At 60.2% G+C, this 21,584-nt stretch carries 17 protein-coding genes; 2 read left to right on the forward strand and 15 right to left on the reverse strand.

Annotation, left to right across the window (positions count from 1 at the left end):
* Positions 1-625: 625 nt before the first annotated feature.
* The 5 genes from CYR32_RS09275 to CYR32_RS21400 form a co-directional block, all read right to left on the reverse strand.
* Complete coding sequence (locus CYR32_RS09275) at positions 626-1,147, reverse strand: hypothetical protein (RefSeq protein WP_101824114.1); 522 nt, start codon at positions 1,145-1,147, stop codon at positions 626-628.
* Positions 1,148-2,089: 942 nt separating this feature from the next.
* Positions 2,090-2,491, reverse strand: a complete 402-nt coding sequence (locus CYR32_RS09280) for a flagellar protein FlhE (protein WP_101824115.1) — start codon at positions 2,489-2,491, stop codon at positions 2,090-2,092.
* Positions 2,491-4,578, reverse strand: coding sequence for a flagellar biosynthesis protein FlhA (flhA, locus tag CYR32_RS09285; protein WP_101824116.1), 2,088 nt, complete (start codon positions 4,576-4,578; stop codon positions 2,491-2,493). Before flhA ends, CYR32_RS09280 begins: the two co-directional genes overlap by 1 nt.
* Entirely contained in the window at positions 4,571-5,719 is a 1,149-nt protein-coding gene (gene flhB / locus CYR32_RS09290; protein ID WP_101824117.1) for a flagellar biosynthesis protein FlhB, read from the reverse strand. Before flhB ends, flhA begins: the two co-directional genes overlap by 8 nt.
* Before the next feature lie 320 nt (positions 5,720-6,039).
* On the reverse strand, positions 6,040-6,288 hold the full coding sequence (locus CYR32_RS21400) for a hypothetical protein (RefSeq protein ID WP_146000685.1): 249 nt from the start codon (positions 6,286-6,288) through the stop codon (positions 6,040-6,042).
* Between the two features lie 200 nt (positions 6,289-6,488).
* Between CYR32_RS21400 and CYR32_RS09300 the strand changes: the two genes are divergently transcribed.
* Positions 6,489-8,213: a retron Ec67 family RNA-directed DNA polymerase/endonuclease gene (locus tag CYR32_RS09300; RefSeq protein WP_101824119.1), complete on the forward strand. Its 1,725-nt coding sequence runs from the start codon at positions 6,489-6,491 to the stop codon at positions 8,211-8,213.
* A 424-nt stretch (positions 8,214-8,637) separates the two neighbouring features.
* On the opposite strand, the gene malI is transcribed toward CYR32_RS09300, so the two are convergent.
* Together malI and CYR32_RS09310 are read right to left on the reverse strand one after the other, a co-directional pair.
* Entirely contained in the window at positions 8,638-9,654 is a 1,017-nt protein-coding gene (gene malI / locus CYR32_RS09305; RefSeq protein ID WP_101824120.1) for a Mal regulon transcriptional regulator MalI, read from the reverse strand.
* 75 nt (positions 9,655-9,729) lie between these two features.
* On the reverse strand, positions 9,730-11,229 hold the full coding sequence (locus CYR32_RS09310; protein ID WP_101824121.1) for a PTS transporter subunit EIIC: 1,500 nt from the start codon (positions 11,227-11,229) through the stop codon (positions 9,730-9,732).
* A 356-nt stretch (positions 11,230-11,585) separates the two neighbouring features.
* On the opposite strand from CYR32_RS09310, the gene CYR32_RS21675 reads away from it, so the two are divergent.
* Positions 11,586-11,795 (forward strand): hypothetical protein, encoded by a 210-nt coding sequence (locus CYR32_RS21675; RefSeq protein ID WP_165698212.1) that lies wholly within the window; start codon positions 11,586-11,588, stop codon positions 11,793-11,795.
* Positions 11,796-12,289: 494 nt separating this feature from the next.
* Here the strand turns inward: CYR32_RS21675 and cheZ are convergent, their stop codons facing one another.
* From cheZ to CYR32_RS09350, 8 genes are all read right to left on the reverse strand, one after another.
* Complete coding sequence (gene cheZ / locus CYR32_RS09315) at positions 12,290-12,934, reverse strand: protein phosphatase CheZ (protein ID WP_101824122.1); 645 nt, start codon at positions 12,932-12,934, stop codon at positions 12,290-12,292.
* A gap of 10 nt (positions 12,935-12,944) precedes the next feature.
* The gene (cheY, locus tag CYR32_RS09320) at positions 12,945-13,334 is read right to left on the reverse strand and encodes a chemotaxis response regulator CheY (protein ID WP_101824123.1); all 390 of its coding nucleotides are present in this window, start codon (positions 13,332-13,334) and stop codon (positions 12,945-12,947) included.
* A gap of 68 nt (positions 13,335-13,402) precedes the next feature.
* Positions 13,403-14,455 (reverse strand): protein-glutamate methylesterase/protein-glutamine glutaminase, encoded by a 1,053-nt coding sequence (locus CYR32_RS09325; RefSeq protein WP_101824124.1) that lies wholly within the window; start codon positions 14,453-14,455, stop codon positions 13,403-13,405.
* On the reverse strand, positions 14,452-15,324 hold the full coding sequence (gene cheR / locus CYR32_RS09330; RefSeq protein ID WP_101824125.1) for a protein-glutamate O-methyltransferase CheR: 873 nt from the start codon (positions 15,322-15,324) through the stop codon (positions 14,452-14,454). Before cheR ends, CYR32_RS09325 begins: the two co-directional genes overlap by 4 nt.
* 140 nt (positions 15,325-15,464) lie before the next feature.
* A complete protein-coding gene (locus tag CYR32_RS09335) occupies positions 15,465-17,135 on the reverse strand; it encodes a methyl-accepting chemotaxis protein (RefSeq protein WP_101824126.1) in 1,671 nt (556 codons plus the stop codon).
* A gap of 116 nt (positions 17,136-17,251) precedes the next feature.
* Entirely contained in the window at positions 17,252-18,292 is a 1,041-nt protein-coding gene (locus CYR32_RS09340) for a fimbrial protein (RefSeq protein WP_101824127.1), read from the reverse strand.
* On the reverse strand, positions 18,289-19,023 hold the full coding sequence (locus tag CYR32_RS09345; RefSeq protein ID WP_101824128.1) for a fimbrial biogenesis chaperone: 735 nt from the start codon (positions 19,021-19,023) through the stop codon (positions 18,289-18,291). Before CYR32_RS09345 ends, CYR32_RS09340 begins: the two co-directional genes overlap by 4 nt.
* A gap of 58 nt (positions 19,024-19,081) precedes the next feature.
* The gene (locus CYR32_RS09350) at positions 19,082-21,544 is read right to left on the reverse strand and encodes a fimbria/pilus outer membrane usher protein (RefSeq protein WP_165698213.1); all 2,463 of its coding nucleotides are present in this window, start codon (positions 21,542-21,544) and stop codon (positions 19,082-19,084) included.
* Positions 21,545-21,584: the final 40 nt, after the last annotated feature.

A 21,584-nucleotide genomic window follows, 5' to 3' on the forward strand; every position in this document is an offset into this window, starting at 1 on the left:
CCGCTGCCGCCACCGCGCAAGGGGCGCGTAGGCGCGCGCCCCTTGCATCCCCGCGCCTTGGGTGATCCGGCTGAATCATTGCACGCTCTCGCGTGTCCCCTCACTTCGTCTCCGGGCTTTTCGGGCCGGTACAGACACGCTCCCAGCGTGGCTGTACCTCTCGCGGACGTCCTGTCCGCTCGCCCGGCCCTGCGTCTCCGTTCGGCAATGATTTTTACGCCCCCACCACTTCTGCAAATCATCAGGTATGTAAGGAAAGAGTAGGGGAGGATCTCTATAGGAACTGTGTGTTCAACTGGCTTTGCATCTCTGTTCGGCAATGATTTTTACGCCCTCACCCCCCTCTGCAAACCATTGGATATGTAAGAAAGAGTAGGGGCGTATCTCTATAGGAACTGTGTGTTCAACTGGCTCTGCATTTCTGTTCGGCAATGATTTTTACGCCCTCACCCCCTTTGCAAATCATCGGGTATGTAAGGAAAGAGTAGGGGCGGATCTCTATAGGTACTGTGTGTTCAACTGGCTCTGCATCTCTGTTCGGCAATGATTTTTACGCCCTCACCTTTCCTGTAAATCGTTGGGTAGGTGAGGAAATGGTAAGTGGAGATTGCGGCTGAGCATTGCGCTAGTTTGTGGTGACCTGGCTGAACATCATGCCGACGGCGCGATCCTGGTTAAACAGATAATGGACGCTGTTCAAGGTAGTGAACTGGCCTGCTTCACGGCTGTGGAACAGGGTGGCGCAGGCGGCACCGGGCGGTACGGCGGTGTGGAAATGGTGGTTGATGGCGGCGAGATCAGCGCCGGGCGCGGGGAGTGTTACGCCGGTGAGTGAGAGCGGTCTGGCCGGTTGCCCGCAAAGGTTGTGCTTTTCAAGCGGTGTGACCGCCAGCGATGAGACCCTCCCTTGTTGCATCGGCATATAGGAGAGGAACCAATACGCCCGGTTACCAGGTTTATCCTGATAACAGACCCAGCGGCTCTCACCGTTTTCCTGAAGGGTGCCGCCAAACAGACGCTGAATATCCTCAAGCGTCGTCTCTTCCAGCACTACCCGCGCACCGCCTGCGGTAAAGACGCCGGGCAGCGGCTGCCCGGTCTCCAGCTGACCATTCTCCCCGGCACACCCCTTTTCAAGCCAGGCCACAGGGCCGCTTAATGTTGCTGATTGCGCACAACAAGCCCACAACGCAGCGATTCCAACGACTTTCATTATCTGTTTCATTTCATTACCTGCCCTCTTTCCCGCTCCCTTACCCCAGATATTTTTGCGCACAGAAAACATGGCAACGATACCCCCTTTGCAACGCCCCTCCAGCATTGCAGGCGTGTCCGCCCGTTATTTTGAGAGCAAAACCCCGGTTGCAAAACCTTAACCACACAAAAAATATGGCTAGGTCACACATCACCCTATGTGTCCATTAACAGACAACAGAGGAAGACAGAGAAAAAATCATTGCCGAATGGAAACGCCTGACGAAAGCCAGTAGCCCAGCGCATAGATGCCCACCTACTCTTTCCTTACATACCCAATGATTTGCAGAAGTGGTAGGAGCGTAAAAATCATTGCCGAACGAAGACGCAAGGCCGGATGAACAGATAGATCATCCATAAAACTCCCCCCTACTCTTTCCTTACATACCTAAAGATTTGCAGAAGTGGTGGGGGCGTAAAAATCATTGCCGAGTGGAGACGCAGGGCCGGGTGAGCGGGCATGGATGCCCGCGAGAGCCGCCCATGACAGGGACTGTCATTAGCGGCGGCCCGATCAGCCCGGAGGCGTAATGAGGGAACACGCGGGAGCGTGCAATGATTCAGCCAGATCACCCAGGGCGCGGGGATGCAAGGGGCGCGCGCCTACGCGCCCCTTGCGCGGTGGCCGCAGCGGGGCCGCAGAAAGACGCCGGGCGTATGCCAACGCAACCTACCCCGATCCCCTCCAAACCCAACGACATAACCGCCCATGAATAATTGAAGCAGGCCACATGACACCCGGTAACGGCAGCAGCCCCACAAAAAAACGGCCAGGCCACCCCTGCCCCAAACCTTCCCCCATAAAAAAAGAAAAAGGGCGCTTTCGCGCCCCCAATCACCGATAGTTAACCCGTAACTCCTGCCCCACCACCCGCAAGGGCGGGTTCAGCACCCCCCGGCCCGCGACGCTGAAAATCAGCCGCAGCGGCTGGTTGGCGGCTTCACCGCCCAGGCCGCGGGTGGTGCCGCTCTGGCCGCTTATCTCCGTGCAGCGCTGCAACGTGCAGAGCCGCACCAGCAGGCCGTCCGGCGTCGGGCCGAGCAGCCGGTAGCGCCAGCTCACCGTGGAGATCAGCGCCTGCCCCACCGGCGCGCTGGCCGGGGGGGGCAGCGCCGGGGTGCTGATCGCCTGGTTGCGCAGCGGCAGCGTGATGCCTGCGCTGCCCGCGCTCCAGGTGCCGTCGGCAAACCCGGCGGCGGGCAGCAGCGCCAGCAGCATCAGCAGCAGCGGGCGCATTACTGGCCTCCGATGGTGGCGGTCATGCGGATCTGGCGGTTGTCGCTCAGCTCCAGATTGGAGAGCACCACCATGTTCGGCAGCGAGCGGCGCAGGAAGCGCGCCAGCAGCGGCCGCAGGGCGGCGTTCACCAGCAGCACCGGCGGCGCGCCCAGCATCTCCTGGCGGTGCAGCGCCTGCCGCGCCTGATCCAGCAGGCGATCCGCCAGGCCCGGCTCCAGCCCGCCGCCGCCCTGCAACGCCTGCAACAGCAGCCGCTCCAGCGGGGTGTCCAGCCCGATAATCTGAATCTCGCCCGTGCCCGGGTACCACTGCTGGGTGATCGCGCGGCCCAGTGCCACACGCACCACGGTGGTCAGCTCCTGCGCGTCCGTCTGCGTCGGGGCGTGCTCCGCCAGCGTCTCCAGAATGGTGCGCATGTCGCGGATCGACACCCGCTCCGCCAGCAGGTTCTGCAACACTTTATGCAGCGTCGTCAGGGAAACCACGCCCGGGATCAGATCCTCGGTCAGCTTCGGCATCTCCTGCGTCACGCGGTCGAGCAGCTGCTGCGCCTCCTGGCGGCCAAACAGCTCATTGGCGTACTGGCTGATGATATGGTTCAGGTGAGTCGCCACCACGGTACTGGCTTCCACCACCGTGAAGCCCTGGATCTGCGCCTGCTCACGCAGCGCCGGTTCAATCCACACCGCCGCCAGACCAAAGGCCGGGTCTTGCGTCACTTCGCCCGGCAGGCTGCCGGCCGCATTGCCGGGGTTGATCGCCAGCCAGCGGCCCGGGTGCGCCTCGCCGCGCCCCACTTCCACCCCTTTCATCAGGATGCGGTAGCTCGCCGGGGCCAGCTCCAGGTTGTCACGGATGTGCACCACCGGCGGCAGGTAACCCATCTCCTGCGCGAATTTCTTACGGATACTGCGGATACGCCCCAGCAGCTCGCCGTCCTGCTGGAAATCCACCATCGGGATTAACCGGTAGCCCACTTCCATCCCCAGCGGATCTTCCAGCTGGACGTCAGACCAGCTCGCCTCCACGGTTTGCGGGCTTTCCGGCATCGCGGCGGCGGCAGCGCTGTTCGCCGCAGTGGCGGCTTTCTGCGGCTGGCCGCGGCGCCACCATGCCAGCCCCAGCAGGGCGGCGGTGAACAGCAGGAACACCAGGTTCGGCATCCCCGGCACCAGGCCCAGCAGGCCGAGTACCCCGGCGCTCAGCACCATGACGCGGGTATTGGAGAAGAGCTGCGTCACCATCTGCTCGCCGACATCCTGATCGGTGCCGACGCGGGTCACAATCACGCCCGCTGCGGTGGAGATCACCAGCGCCGGGATCTGGGCAACCAGCCCGTCACCGATGGTCAGCAGGGTGTAGGTCTCGGCCGCGTGGCCCAGCTCCATACCGTGCTGCACCACGCCCACCAGCAAGCCACCGATGACGTTGATCGCCATGATCATCAGCCCGGCCACCGCATCGCCGCGCACGAACTTACTTGCCCCGTCCATTGAGCCGTAGAAGTCCGCCTCCTGCGTCACCTCCTGGCGGCGGCGCTTCGCGTCATCTTCACCAATCAGCCCGGCGTTGAGGTCGGCGTCGATGGCCATCTGTTTACCCGGCATCCCGTCCAGCACGAAGCGGGCACCCACTTCGGCGATACGCCCGGCCCCTTTGGTGATCACCATAAAGTTGATCACCACCAGAATGATAAACACCACGATACCGATGGCGAAGTTGCCGCCCACCAGGAAGTGGCCGAACGCCTCCACCACCTGCCCGGCCGCAGCCGCGCCGGTGTGCCCTTCCATCAGGATCACACGGGTCGAGGCGACGTTCAGGGAGAGGCGCAGCAGCGTCGAGAAGAGCAGCACCGTCGGGAAGGCGGCGAACTCCAGCGTGCGCTGGGTGAACATCGCCACCAGCAGCACCATAATCGACAAGGCGATGTTGAAGGTGAACAACAGATCGAGGATGAACGGCGGCAGCGGCAGCACCATCATCGACAGGATCAGCAGGATCAAAACCGGCCCTGCCAGAGCCTGCCACTGTGAGTCTTTCATGTTTGCGGGCAACCGCAGGAGTGAGGCCAGATTAGCCATTCGACGTGCTCTCTTTTGCAAAATCCAGTGCGTCCGGCACCGGCAGGTGTTCAGGTTTTTTCGGGATCAGGCCGCCCTGGGTGCGCCAGCGTTTCAGCTGGTAGACCCAGGCCAGCACTTCCGCCACCGCCGCATAGAGCGTGGCGGGGATCTGCTGACCAATTTCGCTGTGACGGTAGAGCGCACGCGCCAGCGGCGGGGCCTCCAGCATCGGGATGCGGTGGGTGCCGCCCAGTTCGCGGATTTTCAGGGCGATGTCGCCCGCGCCCTTGGCCAGCACTTTCGGCGCGCTCATTTTGTCGTTGTACTGCAACGCCACGGCGTAGTGCGTGGGGTTGGTGACGATCACATCCGCTTTCGGCACATCTGCCATCATGCGGCGGCGGGCGATGGCCCGCTGTTGCTGGCGGATGCGCGCTTTAACCTGCGGGTTACCGTCGTTCTCTTTGAACTCATCGCGGATCTCCTGCTTGGTCATGCGCAATTTTTTCAGGTTGCTCCAGATCTGCCAGAACACATCAAACCCGACCATCGGCAGCAGGCCGAGCAGCACCAGCATCGCGCAGCCCACCACCATGCCCAGTGCGTCGCCCAGAGCCGGCAGCGTCGGCGAGGCCATCAGCCGCAGCATCTCAGGCCAGTTGTGCGCCAGGTAGAGCCAGGTGACCCCGCCCACCAGCAGCGCCTTGAGGATCGCTTTCAGCAGCTCCGCGCCAACCTGGCTGGAGAAGAGCCGCCCGAAGCCGCTTATCGGGTTCAGGCGGCCAAAATTGGGTTTCAGGGACTCGGCGCTGAACAGCAGCCCGCCCAGCAGCATCGGCGCGGCCAGGGCCATCAGCACCAGCCCGCCGAAAATCGGCAGCATCGCCCAGAACGCGCCGGTCAGCAGCGTGCCGATCTGGCGCAGGATCTGTTTGTCATCACTTACCACGCTGTGGTCAAAGTGCAGCCCGGAGGCCAGCATGGCGGCCAGCTTGCGCGCCATCGGCTCTCCCGCCATCCACAGCAGTGCCATCCCGGCGGCCAGCATCAGGATCGAGGTCAGCTCACGCGATCGCGGGATCTGCCCCTTCTCCCGCGCTTTCTCCCGCCGGTGGGGTGTGGGGTCTTCGGTCTTTTCGAGGTCGCTCTCTTCAGCCAAGGCGGTTTTCCTCATCACGCTGACGGCGGAATAATCTGAGGCATAGCATGACAAACTTCGGTCGGTCTAATGGGGGGAACAAGGGGGAGAAATGGGGGTTATTTGGGTTATGGGGAAGGAGACAGCCTCTGCCGGCTGAAATTCATCCGCTGACAGCTTTGGTCGTGGCATCGTCGCGTGGTCTTGCTGCCAGACATCTTACGGCAGCAGAAATGGATGCGCTCAAGGGAATGATCTTCATTTTTATACAATGCAGGATGTTCAGGGTTAACCGTGACATACATCAGGCCCGGCTCCGGGCACTATCCCAGATGCCCTTTTCACGGGATGACATAGGTTCCCGTTTTTACCACCACATTGACAGAGGGCCGCGGCATCACCGCTTTGGCGCGCATCATCTTCAGGTTCTCTTCGTCGAGGTGTTCAATGAGTTCACTGAAAGCGTCAGCCCGTGACTGCCATATGTTTGCAAGGTTGCCACTCCAGCTTGTGGGACTCGTTAATTTTGCAAAAGACTCAAGTACCAAGGAACGTTCAGGTGCCGCCTCCAGGAATTTAACAGCATTCATTTAATGGCTAATCATGTTGAAAACATACGGAATGTGTGAAATATTTGAGACTGGTGTGCAGGCAGAATTTTGAATTGTGTTTCGCAATTCTTGACTTCAAAGGCTCAAGCTCTCGCTGCTATGATTCTCATAGCAGGATTTGCTGGGAATACTGCAAAAGTGCGTAAGAGTGCCTGCACACCGCTATTTAAGGAGCAGTGATGACTACCCGCCTAGAAAAATTAAAAGCATGTAATTCCAAACCAGATTTCGCACGACTTTTAGGAATTGACCCGGTTTTTATGACCCGTGTCATATATATAAGAAATACTGATAACCTATATTCACAATTCGCTATTAAAAAAAAGAATGGTTCTAATAGAATTAGATCAAACCCAGACTCTGAGCTCAAAGAAATACAAAGCAAGCTTTCCGATTTACTACAAGAATGTTTAAATAACCTCCGAGAAAATTTAAAAGAAGATAATCATTTCTCTCATGGATTTGAGCGCAACCGTAGCATTATTACAAATGCAGAAAAGCATAAGTCAAAGAAGTGGGTTCTTAATATAGATCTTTGTAATTTCTTTGATGAATTTAATTTTGGAAGGGTTAGGGGTTACTTTCTAAAAAATAATAACTTTTCTCTCAACACAGAGCTTTCCACATTAATAGCCAAAATCGCATGTCATCAGGATAAGTTACCCCAAGGTAGCCCCTGCTCTCCCGTAATAACCAACTTAATCCTAGTTTCTTTAGACAGGCGGCTAAGTAATCTATGTAATAACGTTGGCTGTACATACACACGATATGCTGATGATATAACAATCTCAACTAATAAAAAAGAGTTTCCTAAGGAGATTATCAGAGACCAAGATGAGAAATCCATTATGTTAAATAACAAATTTCTTAAGGAAATAACATCTTCAGGCTTCAGAATTAATCATAACAAGTTAAGGCTTCTCGACAAAAAAATCCGCCAAGAGGTTACAGGATTAACTGTTAATCGTTTTGTAAATGTAGATAGTAAATATGTAAAAACAGTTCGCGCAATGGCACATAGTCTATTTAACAAAGGGGAGTACACATTAATAGACAGAAAAACGCGCCAAGAAAGAGCTGGCACTATCAATGAGTTAGGTGGCATGCTGAGCTTTATTGATTTTGTAGATAAATACAACAATAGATTACCGCACGTGATCAAATCCTCACATAACAAGCGTGAAAAAGTATATTCGGATTTTCTTTATTACTCTGCTTTTTGGGGAAATACAAAGCCAACAATCTTGACTGAGGGAAAAACAGATATTACGTACCTGAGGGTAGCTTTGGATGCGTTATCAGAAAACCATCCCAATCTAATTGGGAATAAAAACCTGGGCAATAAAACAGTACGAGATTATGGGATTAAATTCTTCAAAAACACATCTAAAACAAAATATCTTTTAAACTTAGACGGAGGGGCTCCACATCTCAAAGATTTTATTATTGGCTTTGAAAAAAAGACAGATGCGTTTAAAGCAATCGCCAATCAAAAGCCTGTGATTGTTATTTTAGACAATGATTCAGGCAGCGCTGGTGCTAATGGAATTTTCCAAACTTTAATTGGAAAATCTTTCCCTAACATTACTCTTACAAGAGGTGAACTAAGAAATCAGAAGTGGACGTGGGTTACAAAAAACTTATATATAATTTTCACCCCTCTTAATGGTTTAAAAGATAGTTCTATGGAAGATCTTTTCCACAGTTCAGTATTACAAACAACGCTTGGTGATAAAGTATTTAACCGAACTAATACCAAATGCAAGGATAATGAATACGGCAAAGAGTTTTTTGCTACAGGCGTTGTGTTAAAACAGCGTAAAACAATCGATTTTTCAAATTTTAATTACATTTTTGAATCAATTTCAGAAATAATTGAACATAATAATTCCAGAAAAAAATAATTAAAGTTAATATTAAGCAAGATTCATTAGGTTGCTAATTATAATAATTAGTAGTTCCTGATTGAAGCAACTGTAACTTAGAGTGCAAACACTCAAGAATCACGCTGGCGGCGATTGTGAGCGACAACTTTTGACAACTCCCTCCCTTCACAAACTGACTGACCTCTTCTCGATTGATTAACACATATGATTTCAGCAATATTCGCTCCTGGCACAACGCAGACATTCGCTTGCCACACCCGCAACCCCTTTTTTTCCGTGAAGCAACAGGAGCGTGAAACATTCAGGTATGCCAATGCCCTGAAAGCCGGGTGGGGAGAAACCCTGCGGCTCCGCCCGGCAACAATGTTGATTCCCCCCTGCCACACCCGCAATGCAATGAGCCTGTCAGAAAACGGCGGGGGCAGCGGCTGTTCAACGGGCATCAGGCCGACTCCCGGATCACCAGGTGGCCGGAGAGGGTGATCTGTTGGGGCGGGAGATCCGGGTCGCTGAGTTTGCGCAGGATTAAGGCGGCGGCCTGGCGGCCTGCCTCGTCGCTGGCGGAGGAGACGTAAGTAAAGGAAGGCGACGTGAGGTTGACGTGCAGCATGTCTTCAAAGCCCAGCAGCGCCACTTGCTGGGTCAGAAAGACATCCTTGCCCAGCGTGCGGCCGACCTGGTGGATACCGGCGATCCCGCCAATCACCGCGTTCGGCGAGTGGCAGAGCAGCGCGGTAATGCTGTTGCTCTTCTCCAGCAGGCGGCGCGTCACCAGGCCCGCGGCCTGCGTGCTTTCAGCACACGCGGGCGCGAACTCCTCCCGGTAAGGCAGGCCGTATTGCGCCAGCGCGCTGCGGTAGCCCAGCAGGCGCTGCTGGCGGATGCGGTCCTCTGCCGTGCCGCCGAGATAGGCGATCTGCCGGTGGCCGCGCTCGATCAGGTAACGCGTCGCCAGCCCGGCCGCCTGCCGGTTGTCCCGCAGTACCAGATCGCCCGCCTCCTCCGGCAAAGACTGCGACACCACCACCCGCGGCAGCGGACAGCGGCGGATCTTCTCCGGCAACGCCGCGGACGATGAACCGGCAGCCAGGTAGATCACCCCCGCCACCCCCTGCTGCGCGAACGACAGCAGGCAGCGGTCCAGCGCCTCGCCCTCGTCCTGCGGCTGCCCCAGGAACACCATATACCGCTGCGCCTCCAGCGCCTGCACAATGCTCTCCATCACCCGCACGGTAAAACTGTCACTGAAATCGCGCACAATCAGCCCGATCAGGTTCGACGTATTGGCGCGCAGGTTCGCCGCTGCCACATTATGCACATAGCCCAGCGCCTGAATCGCCGCCTGCACCCGCGCAATGGTCTCCGGGGAGATCTTCCCTTTCCGGCGTAACACCAGCGACACGGTGGAGACCGACACCCCCGCCTCCCTGGCGACATCAACGATGCTGACCTTTTTCACCTCTCCTCCCTGAACGCGCGACATAATCCGTAGAGAATAAAGCCTCCGGCGGGGAGCCCACAGCGAAATTTCCGCTTATTTACCCAGTGCCGCCGTCATCCGCTGGGCGATAAATTGCGCCCGTGCACCGAAGATCACCTGAATGCCGCGATCGCCGACGAACACCACGCCGCGCGCGCCCAGGCTGTTCAGCCCCTCTTTATCCACCGGCCCGCCCTGGGCTACCTCCAGGCGCAGGCGGGTGATGCAGGCCCCCACGGAGCTGATGTTCCCGGCCCCGCCCAGCAGCCCGATGATCTCGGTGGCCAGCTCGTCGTCGCTTTTGTCCCCGGCGTCGGCGGTGACATCCGCGCGCCCCGGCGTTTTGATGTCAAACCGGCGGATCACGAAGCGGAAGGTGACGTAGTAGATCAGGCCCATCGGCACGCCGATGATAATGGCGTTGAGGAAGTTGGTCTGGTAGCCGTTGAACGACGGCAGAATGCCGAAGGAGATGTAGTCAATCAGCCCGGCGGAGAAGGATTTGGCGATATGCGCATGCAGCAGGTACATGCCCATGTAGGCCAGCCCGGCCATGATGGCATTGAAGACGTAGAGCACCGGCGCGACGAAGATAAAGGTGAACTCCACCGGTTCGGTAATGCCGGTGAGGAAGCAGGTGAGCGCGGCGGAGAAGAGGATACCGGCGGCAATTTTTTTGTTTTTGCTGTGCGCTTCGTGGTACATCGCCAGGCAGGCGGCGGGCAGCGCAAACAGCATCAGCGGGAATTCGCCCTGCATGAATTTACCGGCGTTCTGGTAGCTGTCGCTGCTGAAGGATTTAACGCCCTCTTCCAGCATTTTGAACCAGATGGTCTGGTCACCGTGGATCACCTGCCCGGCCTGGGTGGTGTAGTCACCGAACGAGTACCAGAAGGAGGGGTACCAGATGTGGTGCAGCCCGAGGGGGATCAGGGCGCGCTCGACCAGCCCGAAGATGAAGGTGGAGGCCGCCTGGTTGTCGCCGTTGACCACCACCGAGAGCGCATCGATGCCGGACTGGATGTACTGCCAGATGTAGGGCAGCAGCAGGCCGAGCAGGAAGGAGAGGAAGGCGGTAGCGATGGCGACGAAGCGTTTGCCGGAGAAGAAGCCGAGGAATTCCGGCAGCTGGATGGTATGGAAGCGGTTGTAGCACCAGGCGGCCAGGATGCCGCAGATCAGTCCGCCAAAGACGCCCATCTGGAGGGTCGGGATGCCGACCACCATCGCATATTTGCCGCCCTGCGCCGCCATTTCCGGGGTAATGGAGAGCACCGTGCCGATGGTGACGTTGGTGATAAACACCGACACCGCCGCCGAGAGCGCGGCGATGCCCGATTCCGACGCCAGCCCGACCGCCGACCCGATGGCAAACAGCAGCGGCAGGTTATCGAAGATCACCCCACCGGCATTCATCATCAGCGGTAAGTGGAACTTATCCCCGAACGCCAGCAGCAGCCCGGCGGCGGGCAACAGCGAGATCGGCAGCATCAACGCCCGGCCAATCATTGAGAGCTTAGACAGCGACTTCACTAACCCTGAGAGCAGACTCATCGTTATTCCCCTGAAAAACACCCAAACCCTGCGCCAACCGCGCGCTGATAATGTAAGTAGAACGTTCTAGTAAAACGTTCTACTACTGTGAAATACGCGCCGGAAACGCGCAACAGAAATCACGTCCCCAGCCATAGGGAATTGTGATTGTTTGAACCGCATCAATAATCGCTGTACATACTTCCGCCCGCCCCGCATCAATGCGCAGCGTTCTTCCCGTTGTTGGGGGAGCCGACCTGAAGGGAATGAAAGAACAATTGCTGAACGGAGACACAAAAGGAAAGTAACAGCCGGTTTGCGAAATCCATCGCCTCTGCTTTTTTCTGGTATGTCAAAAAACTTGCGGAGGGGGTGAGATGGTACGTAAAAATCCTTGCCGAACAGAGTCAGAAAACGCCTTCATCAAAGATAACGCCCCTGCTCTTTCCTTGCCGAATACGAATCAAAAGGAACGTAACAGCACGCTGCGACATGAATCGCCCCTACTCTTTCCTTACATACCTGATGATTTGCAGTCTGGTGGGGGCGTAAAAATCATTGCCGAATGGAGACGCAGGGCCGGGTGAGCGGGCATGGACAAATTGGCCGGGAGCCAATTTGAACAACGCGAAGCGTTGGCCCCGAAGGGGTGAGCCCCAGGGATGGGGCGAATCTCCCCGCGAGAGGGACAGCCACGCTGGGAGCGTGTCTGTACCGGCCCGATCAGCCCGGAGGCGCAATGAGGGACAAATTGGCCGGGAGCCAATTTGCACAACGCGAAGCGTTGCCCCGAAGGGGTGAGCCCCAGGGACGGGGCGAATACACACGCGGGAGCGTGCAATGATTCAGCGGGGGCACCGGATGTGCGCGGGTGCAGGGCGAGCGCACTGGCGCGCCCTGCTCGGTTGAGGCTCGGAAAGCCGGGTAGACAACGGGACATAAACAACCGAAACATCCCGCCCCGCCTATCAAAGACAAATGCGGCGTACCCACGCCCGCAGGCGCTGGCCCCAATCGCCCCCTGCCGGCAGGCAAAAAAAATCCCCCCACGGCCACCGTGGAGGGATCACCAAAAGCAGGATCAGAACCCCAGACTATCCAGCAGATCGTCAACCTGTGCCTGGCTGGCAACAACACCCACACCGTTCGCATCGAGTTGCGGCCCGTTGAGCAGGCTGTCGTTTTCGCGCTTCGGTTTGGCGGCCTGATCGGGAATGTTCTCCATCAGCACCATCAGCAGCTGCGTTTCGATCTCTTGTACCACGCTCATCATGCGCTTGATCACCTGACCGGTCAGGTCCTGGAAATCCTGCGCCATCATGATCTCCATCAACTGGGCGTTGGTGAAGCTGGTGTGGTCCGGCACGGCCGCCAGGTAGCCGCGGGTGTCGGTGACCAGTTCGCGGGCGTCCGCCAGCTCGATCGGGTTTTCAAACCAGGCGTCCCAGCGCCCGGAGAGCGCTTTCGCCCCGGTTTCCAGTTCGTTCTGGCGCGGCTGGGCCGCCTCCACGCTGCTCAGCGCACGCTCGGCGGCCTGCGCGGTCATGGTGACCACGTAGTCCAGCCGGTCACGGGCGTCAGGAATGGCTTCCGCCGCCTGCGCAATCGCCTGATCCAGCCCCAGTTCCCGCATACTGTCGCGCAGCATACGCGTCAGCTGCCCGATGCGCGAAATAATGTCGCCGGCGGAGGCGGCATCCAACGGGGGCGTGTGATGTTGTGCCATACCCTTCTCCTTACATCCCGAGTTTTTCGAAGATCTTATTCAGTTTTTCTTCGAGGGTGGCTGCGGTGAACGGTTTCACCACGTAGCCGCTTGCGCCGGCCTGGGCGGCGGCGATGATGTTCTCTTTCTTGGCTTCGGCCGTCACCATCAGCACCGGCATGGAAGCCAGGGCAGCGTCGGCACGGATGGTCTGCAGCAGTTGCAGGCCGTCAACGTTCGGCATGTTCCAGTCAGAGACCACGAAATCAAACGGCGCGCTGCGCAGTTTGTTCAGGGCGTCGGCACCGTCTTCGGCCTCTTCGACGTTGTTAAAGCCCAGCTCTTTCAGCAAGTTCCTGACGATGCGGCGCATCGTGGAGAAGTCGTCCACCACCAGGAAGCGAAGGTTCTTATCTGCCATACGTACTCCTAACTAAGGTTTGTTATTCAGTTCTGAGCGAAATTGCTCATGTTAAAAGGCACCGCGCATCAGATGCGCAGAGCCTGCCCGGCTGAGATTTGCGCCAGCATCCGCTGGCTTATCTGGCTCAGGTCCACCACTTCGCTGACACCGCCGGCGGCGATGGCTTCACGCGGCATGCCGAATACCACGCAACTGGCCTCGTTCTGCGCCAGGGTGTACGCGCCTGCCCGGTGCATCTCCAGCATGCCTGCGGCACCGTCGTTGCCCATCCCGGTCAGGATGACCCCTACCGCATTGCGCCCGGCGTACTGCGCCACCGAGCGGAACAGCACATCCACTGACGGCCGGTGGCGGTTGACCGCCGGGCCGTCAGTGATTTTGACCTGGTAGTTGGCGCCGCTGCGCGCCAGCTCCATATGCCGGTCGCCCGGCGCAATATAGGCGTGGCCCGGCAGCACACGCTCGCCGTCTTCCGCCTCTTTCACCGTGATCTGGCAAAGCTTGTTGAGCCGGTCCGCAAAGGAGCGGGTAAAGCCCGGCGGCATATGCTGGGTAATCATCAGCGCCGGGCTGGAGGGCGGCAGCGGTTGCAGCACATGGCGGATCGCCTCGGTGCCGCCGGTAGAGGAGCCGATGGCGATCAGCTTCTCACTGCTGAGCAGCGGCGCATGGCTGAGCATCGCCGGGCTGTGTGCGCCCGGCTGGCGCTGGGTCAGCCGCGCCTTGGAGGCGGTGCGGATCTTGTCGGCGATCATCTCGCTGTAGGCCAGCATCCCCTCGCGGATGCCGAGCTGCGGCTTGGTGACGAAGTCGATCGCGCCCAGCTCCAGCGCCCGCAACGTGATCTCCGAGCCTTTGCCGGTCAGGGAGGAGACCATCACCACCGGCATCGGCCGCAGGCGCATCAGCTTCTCGAGGAAGTCCAGCCCGTCCATGCGCGGCATTTCGACGTCCAGCGTCAGCACGTCCGGGTTATATTTTTTGATGAGATCGCGCGCCACCAGCGGATCGGGCGCGGTGGCAACCATGTCCATGTCCGGGTGGCTGTTGATGATCTCGGTCATTAACTGGCGCATCAGTGCTGAGTCATCAACACTCAGTACCCTGATTTTACTCATGACTTCTCCTTGGCCAGGCTATACACGGTCTGGCCGCGCAAGCAGAATTCCCGGCTGATCTGACTGAAGTTTTCAGAATGGCCGGCGAACATCAGCCCGCCCGGCTTCAGCAGGGGAACGAAACGCCGCAGGATGCGCTCCTGGGTCTCTTTATCGAAATAGATCATGACGTTGCGGCAGAAGATGGCATCAAACTGCCCCGGCAGCGCCCACTCCGGTGCCAGCAGGTTCAGCGGCTGGAAGGCCACCATCGCCGCCAGCTCCGGCCGCACCCGCACCAGCCCCTCATGCGGGCCGGTGCCGCGCAGGAAGAAGCGCTGCAACTGCTGCGGGCTGAGGGTGCGCAACTCCTCCTGCCGGTAAACGCCGGCGGTGGCCTTCTCCAGCACCTGGGTGTCGATGTCCGAGGCGATCACCTGCACGCCGTTGCCGCGGTTGCCGAGCGCCTCCATCAGGGTGATGGCGATGGAGTACGGCTCTTCGCCGGTTGAGGCTGCCGTGCTCCAGACGCTGTAGTTGCCGCCGCGCGACCGGGCGTGCTCCGCCAGGATCGGGAAGTGGTGCGCCTCGCGGAAGAACGCCGTCAGGTTGGTGGTCAGGGCGTTGATAAACGCCTGCCACTCCGCGCTGTTCTGGTTCTGCTCCAGTCTGGCCAGATACTGGCCGAAATCGTTCATCCCCAGGGTGCGCAGGCGGCGCACCAGCCGGTTGTAGACCATTTCACGTTTGTGGTCGGCCAGCACGATGCCGGCACGCTGGTAAATCAGCTGGCTGATGCGCCGGAAATGCACATCAGACAGCGGCAGGCGCTGGGCCATCTGTGACAATGAGGCCAGATCAGGTTCCGGGGTCAGTGGTTGCCGGTTCATAACGCCCCCTCAGGGTGCAAACAAAGCGCTGTGTTAATACTCAATCTCGGTCTTCCTGTGCTGCGGGCTGTTTGCGCCTGCCGGTAGGGCACCGGCAGGGTAATCACCGTCCTGTGGCCTCTGTCAGGCGTTGCCGCCGGTCAGAAGGTTTCCCAATTTTCTGTAGAGCTTGCCATTGAAGGCTTTTTCAGCACCGGGGCCGCGGCCGCCGGGCTTTTCGGTGCCAGCCCGGCCACCGCGCTGCGCTGCTGGCTGGTGGTGAGGCGGAACACCGCCACCGACTGGGTCAGGCGGCTCGCCTGCTCTTCCAGCGCAGCGGCGGCGGACGCGGACTCCTCCACCAGCGCGGCGTTCTGCTGGGTGACGCGGTCCATCTCGGTGACGGCCAGCCCGACCTGCTCGATGCCGCGGCTCTGCTCGTCAGAGGCAGAGGCGATCTCGCCCATGATGTCGGTGACGCGGGTCACGGCGCTGACGATGTCGCTCATGGTGTCCCCGGCGCTCTCTACCAGGATCGAGCCGGTGTCGACGCGGGCCACGGAGTCATCAATCAGCCCTTTGATCTCTTTTGCGGCCTGGGCGCTGCGCTGCGCCAGGTTGCGCACCTCACCGGCCACCACGGCGAAACCGCGGCCCTGTTCACCGGCCCGGGCGGCTTCCACCGCGGCGTTCAGCGCCAGGATGTTGGTCTGGAAGGCGATGCCGTCGATCACGCCGGTGATGTCAGCGATCTTCTGCGAACTGCTGGCGATGTCCTGCATGGTCTGCACCACGTTCGCCACTACCTTGCCGCCTTTCTGCGCGGTTTCGGAGGCGCTCAGCGCCAGCTGGCTGGCCTGACGGGCGTTTTCGGCGTTCTGTTTCACGGTAGCGGTGAGCTGCTCCATGCTGGCGGCGGTCTCTTCCAGGGAGGAGGCCTGCTGCTCGGTGCGTGAGGAGAGGTCATTGTTACCGGCGGAGATTTCGCTCGCGCCGCTGTAGATGGCGTCTGCCCCCAGGCGCACGCCGCTGACGGTGGTGATCAGTTCGCCCTGCATGTGTTGCAGGCTGGCGGCCAGCTGGCCCATCTCGTTGCGGCCTGCCCCTTCAACCGGGTGGGTCAGGTCACCGGCGGCGATGTGTTTGATGTGGCCGATCAGGCGGTTAAGCGGCGCAATCAGCGCGCTCTGGATGCCGAACCAGGCAGCGGCAATCAGCACCACCACCAGCACCAGCACGGTGCCGAGCACCCACATGGCCTTGTCGAAGGAGGACTGGCTTTCATTGACCGCATGTTTGTAAAGCTCGTCGTTCTGGTCGATGTAGTCGACGAACGCCTTTTCAAAGCCGTCCTGGTAGCTCTGGGTCGGCTGGTCAAAGAAGTCTTTGATGCGGCCGTTTTTGAGCATCTCGATCAGCTCGCCCAGCGCGTTGTGCAGGATGTCGTAGTTCTTTTTCACCTCATCGGCGTAGCGCGGGTCCTGGCCGGCGTCCAGCGGGATCTTCTGGTAGAGGGCGTAGTGCTGCGACGCAATCTCCAGATCCTTTTCGGCCACAGCGATAAGCTCGCTCACCGTGGCACCGCTGCCCATCTGGTTAGCGTCCATCGAATAGCGAATGCCCGCGCGGTTCAGGGTGTTGCGGGTTTGCAGCAGGTAGATCCAGCTCGCATTCATCTCCGCCTGTTGCTGGCGGATACGTTGCGAGGTGGCAAAGTTATCTTTGTCGTTTTTCAGGGCTGAGAAAAACAGGCCGCCTGAGGCCAGTTGCAGTGCGCCGAACAGCGCCAGCATGATGACCAGGCTGGTGACCACTTTCATTCGCTTTAACATGATGTCCCTTAGTAGGTGATTCAACTGAACAGGTTATCGGCACCAGAGAGGGGAACTTTATGCGGCATTTGCTGAAAAGCGTGGGGGGCAGGCGGCAAGCCTGCCCGGGGGGATAATCAGTAGTAGTTGATCCTGAAAACCGTGGTGGCTTCCCACGGGCCGGGCGTGAGCGGCCGGCCGGGGATCGGCAGCAGCTGCGCCACAAAGGCGTTACTGACGCTCAGGGTGCCGGTGCTGAACTCCGCGAACAGAAAATAGTGGTTGAAAAGCTGCGGCGTTTTTGCTTGCAGGATTTTCAGCATCAACCCGTTTTGCAGATCCAGCGCGGTGTTGCCCTCCCGCAGCGGCTGGTCCGTGTAGAACTCGGCGGCCAGCCGGAACCCGGTGCTGCAGGCGTGGTCCTGGATTTTGGAGGCGGTCACCGAAAAGGCGCGCTCACGCGGCCCCCCGGCCAGGTCAACGGCGCTGAAGGCACCGAAATCCACCACCTGGTTCTCCGGGTGCACCGACAGCGTGGCCCCGCAGTCCAGCACCGTGATGTTGTTCAGCCCGCTGAGGCGGTATTTGAGGTTGCGGGCGTCCGCCAGCTGGTTGATGCCGCCTTTGCCGTCAAACTGCACCAGCGCGTAGCTGCTCAGGGAACTGCGGTAGCCCGGCGGCGGCAGGCTGTTCAGCTTCACATAGAGGCGGAACCGCACGCTGAACGTCCGGGAGGGGTGCACCTCCTCTGCCCTGCCCGAGCAGAGCTTTTCGGGGTGCGCCTGCCTGCTCACCGGGTCAGCGGCCAGGTCGCGGTTATCCACGCACTGGCGGGTGTCCAGCCCATAAGTGCCGCCTGATGCGTCAAAACGCTGGCCGTCAAAGGTCACGCCGAGTTGGTAATGGGGATCGGTCTGCGCCGGGTAGGGGTTAATCCAGGCGAACACATCCTCGTGCGCCATCTGGGCGGCGGTGTTGTTGTCACAGTAGACGGTAATGGTGTAGTCGTTGCTCTCCCAGATGATGTCGCCGGGCTTCGCGTTGGCGGGCACCGCAAAGGGCTCGACCTGTGCGGTGACATCCACCTCCCCGCCCGGCCCGTTGAGGGTGCAGTCCAGCGCCAGTACGCGGCCGCTTAACAGCAGCAGGCCGAGCCACCACCAGGCTGCCCACCTCATGGTGCCACCCCGTTGTCAGGCTTCACGTCACAGGGGGACGCTGCCGCACAGTTCACCCGCAGCATCTTCAGCGCGCCGTAATCATTGATATAACCGATCAGGAACACCGGGTGCAGCGAACCGCCGGTCGCGGCGCTGACCGTGCCGAACGGCGGCACCATCACCCCGGCAAAGTCTTTGATGCCCGGCTGGGCGCGGTGGCCGACAAACCCCACGGTGATGAAATAGGGCGAGGGGTTGCTCAGGGTCAGTGCGGCGGCGCTGCGCGTCACCTGAAGGCGCTCCTGCCACGGCACCGCGGGAAGGGTTGCAATGGCCGCCGGGCGGTAGAACAGCTTGATGCGGCTCTGGATCGCCATCTGCATCACGTTGCGCTGGGTGGCTTTGGGCGGCACTTCGCGCACGTTGAAGTAAAACAGGCTCTCACGGTCAGCGGGCAAGGCTGCCGCGCCCGGCTGGCGCACCAGCCTGACCTGACTATTGCCCTGCGGCTCCAGCCGCTGGATCGGCGGCAGCGCCATAAACGCCGAGGCGTCTTTATCACCGGCGGCGTTCTCCACCCAGGCGTGTGCCAGATAGGGCAACGCGTTGCTCTGGTTGGTCAGCATCACACTGACCGATTTATCCGCCTCATAGGCGATAAGCCGGGTACGGTCGAGGTTGACGGCGGCGCGGCCACTGAGGGCAGCGCAAAGCAGCACGGGCAACAGCACTCGCAATAAAAGTTTCATGATGGTCACTCCTTTGATGGCCGGGCCAGGCGGCCGGAAAAGATCAATACGGTGGCGGTCAGGGCGTGCGGCACGGCAGCAGCAGCCGGTCACCGGCGGCGAAGGCATCCGGCAGCACGGCGCGGCAGGCCGCCGCCCCGCCCCACTGCACCCGGAGCGCATGGCCCGGCGTGACGCCCTGCAGCCAGGCCAGACCCGCTTCGCTGACCATGCCGACGCTCAGCGCGTTCGCCTCATCCACAATCTCCGCGCCCAGCGGCGGGAAACGGCCGTCCGCCAGCCGGAACACCACCACGGCCTGCCCGCCCTGCACCGCCTTCAGCGGCCGGTAGCCGATCGCCCCTTCGGTGAAGGTCTGGCGCAGCACGTTGTCATGCACGGTCACCTCATCAGGCAACTGGTTAACGTCGACCCGCACCTCGTTGGGCTGGTAACTGCTGAGGGAGGGAACCACCGCCACGCCAAACGGGTTAGTGACGGCGCTGCCGTTATTGAGCGGGATGGCCGCCACGCCGTTGCCGTCCACCATCAGCCGGGGTTCGTTGCCCTGGTTGTAGCGGTGCAGCGCCGCGCCGTGGCGGGTGGCGGTGAGGGAACCGGACCAGCCGGCACTGACGGTGTGGTAAGCCTGCTGTTTGACGCCGGCGGCCAGGGCCAGCTCACCCTGGGGCAGGCGCTGTTGATAGTTGCCGCGCGCCAGCACGCCCTGCCGGCTGTTGCCCTGCTGGTGGCCGAGGCTGATGCCCCAGTTGCTGTCGCGCGCCGGGAAGGCGGCATAGCTCAGCGTCTGGTCCACCCCGTCGCCCTGCTGCACGCTGTAGCTGAGGCGGTCGCCGCCGCTGAGCGGCAGGCTCAGGGTAAAATAGAGCTGGGTGTCCGCCTCGCCCCGGTCGCTGAGAGTACGGCTGGCGGAGAGGGAAGCGGAAAGGTTGCGCAGGCGGCCGGAATCAAACAGCCGCCCCAGCGTCAGGCTGTAGGTGTTGTCACTCTTACCCTGCCGGTAGGCCTGGTTGCGCAGGCTGAGCGTGACCGACAGGGCCAGCGGTGTGATGTACTGGTTGGCGATAAGGGTAAACGCCTGCTTTTCTGCCCGGCCTGACTCCGGCCCGCCCTGCGCCCAGTCGGGCAACGGGAGGAAACGGGCGGCGTAGCGCTCGCCGGAGAAGGCGATCTCGCTGTTGGCCGCGGCAAAGCGTTTATTGTAATTCAGGCGGTAGCGCCGCCCGCGCTGTGCGGCCTGCTGCGGTAACGCCGCCCCGGTTCCGGTCACGTCAAATGAGAGTGCCCCAAGCTGCGCCAGGTTCTGCCCCACCCCGGCGCTCACCGCGCGGTAACCGCTGCCGCCCATCAGCAGCCCGCCATAGAGCGAGGTCTGGTTAAACGCCCCCCATGAGGCTTCGCCGCTGTAAAAACCGGGCTGGTGCGCCCCCTCACCCGGCCACGCCAACTGCCCGGCGGCGAGCCTGTAGCGCCACTGCCCTTTGCGCGTCAGGAACGGGACAGAGGCCGTCTCTACCGTGAAGGTGGTCTGGCTGCCGTCCTCTTCAGTGACGTTGACCTCCAGCGCGCCCTGATGCGCCTCGCTGAGGTCCTGAATCAGGAACGGGCCGGGCGGCACCCCGGCCTGGTAGAGGACACGGCCATTCTGGCTGACGGTGACGCGGGCGTGGGTTTTGGCCAGGCCGCTGACCTGCGGCGCATAGCCGCGCAGGGCGTAGGGCAGCATCCGCTCATCGCTCTCCAGCGCGGCCCCGGTAAAGGGGACGCTGTCAAAAAGGTCGGAGTGGAGATCGGTTTCGCCAAGCCTGGCGGTGCCCTGGAGTGACGGCAGCGGCCGGAAAGCATAAAGCCGCGACGGGCTGAAGCGGCCCTGCTCTGCCCCCTCACCGGCCGTATAGTGCAGATCGCTGCGCAGCCGCCAGGCACCGAGGTTGATGCCCGCCGTGCCGTAGGCGTCGGCGCTGGTGGTGCGCCCGTTCTGTTGCGCTGCCCCGTCCTGTGCTGAAACATAGTGGGCGGCAAACAGGCTGTAGTCGAGGAACGCGCCGCTGATGCCGGTATCCCACTGTTCGGGCGGCACCCACTCCCCGGGGTGGTAGCGCAGCCACGCCTGCGGCACCGTCACGGCCAGCGTCTGGGTGGCCCGATCCAGCCGGAAGGTGATTGCCGGGTGTTCAGTAAAGGAGACGCACCCCTGTTGCAGCGGCAGGCGGCGGCGAACCGTGGGTTGCAGCCCGAGGCTGTCGGCCAGGTCAGCAGGGACGCAGAGCTGAGGCTCCGGCATGCCGGGGCGGGCGTGCCAGGTCATCATCCGGCGGCCGGGCAGGCGTTCACCGTTAATGGTGACATCCAGAAGATAGTCCCCGGCGGCGATTACGCCGGGGCGGGAAAAGGCCGCGAGGTCGATATTTCCCCGGACATCAGCATCAAGGGCATGGAGATTAAATTCCGTGGCGAACAGGGGGAAAGAAATAATCAGCAGTGACGCCAGCGCGTTTATTACGCGCTTTCGGAAGGGCAACGTGATTAACCGCATAATACTCTGACCGGCCGGAAAGAAA

This window comes from Chimaeribacter coloradensis, from assembly GCF_002858715.1.
GTDB lineage: Bacteria > Pseudomonadota > Gammaproteobacteria > Enterobacterales > Enterobacteriaceae > Chimaeribacter > Chimaeribacter coloradensis.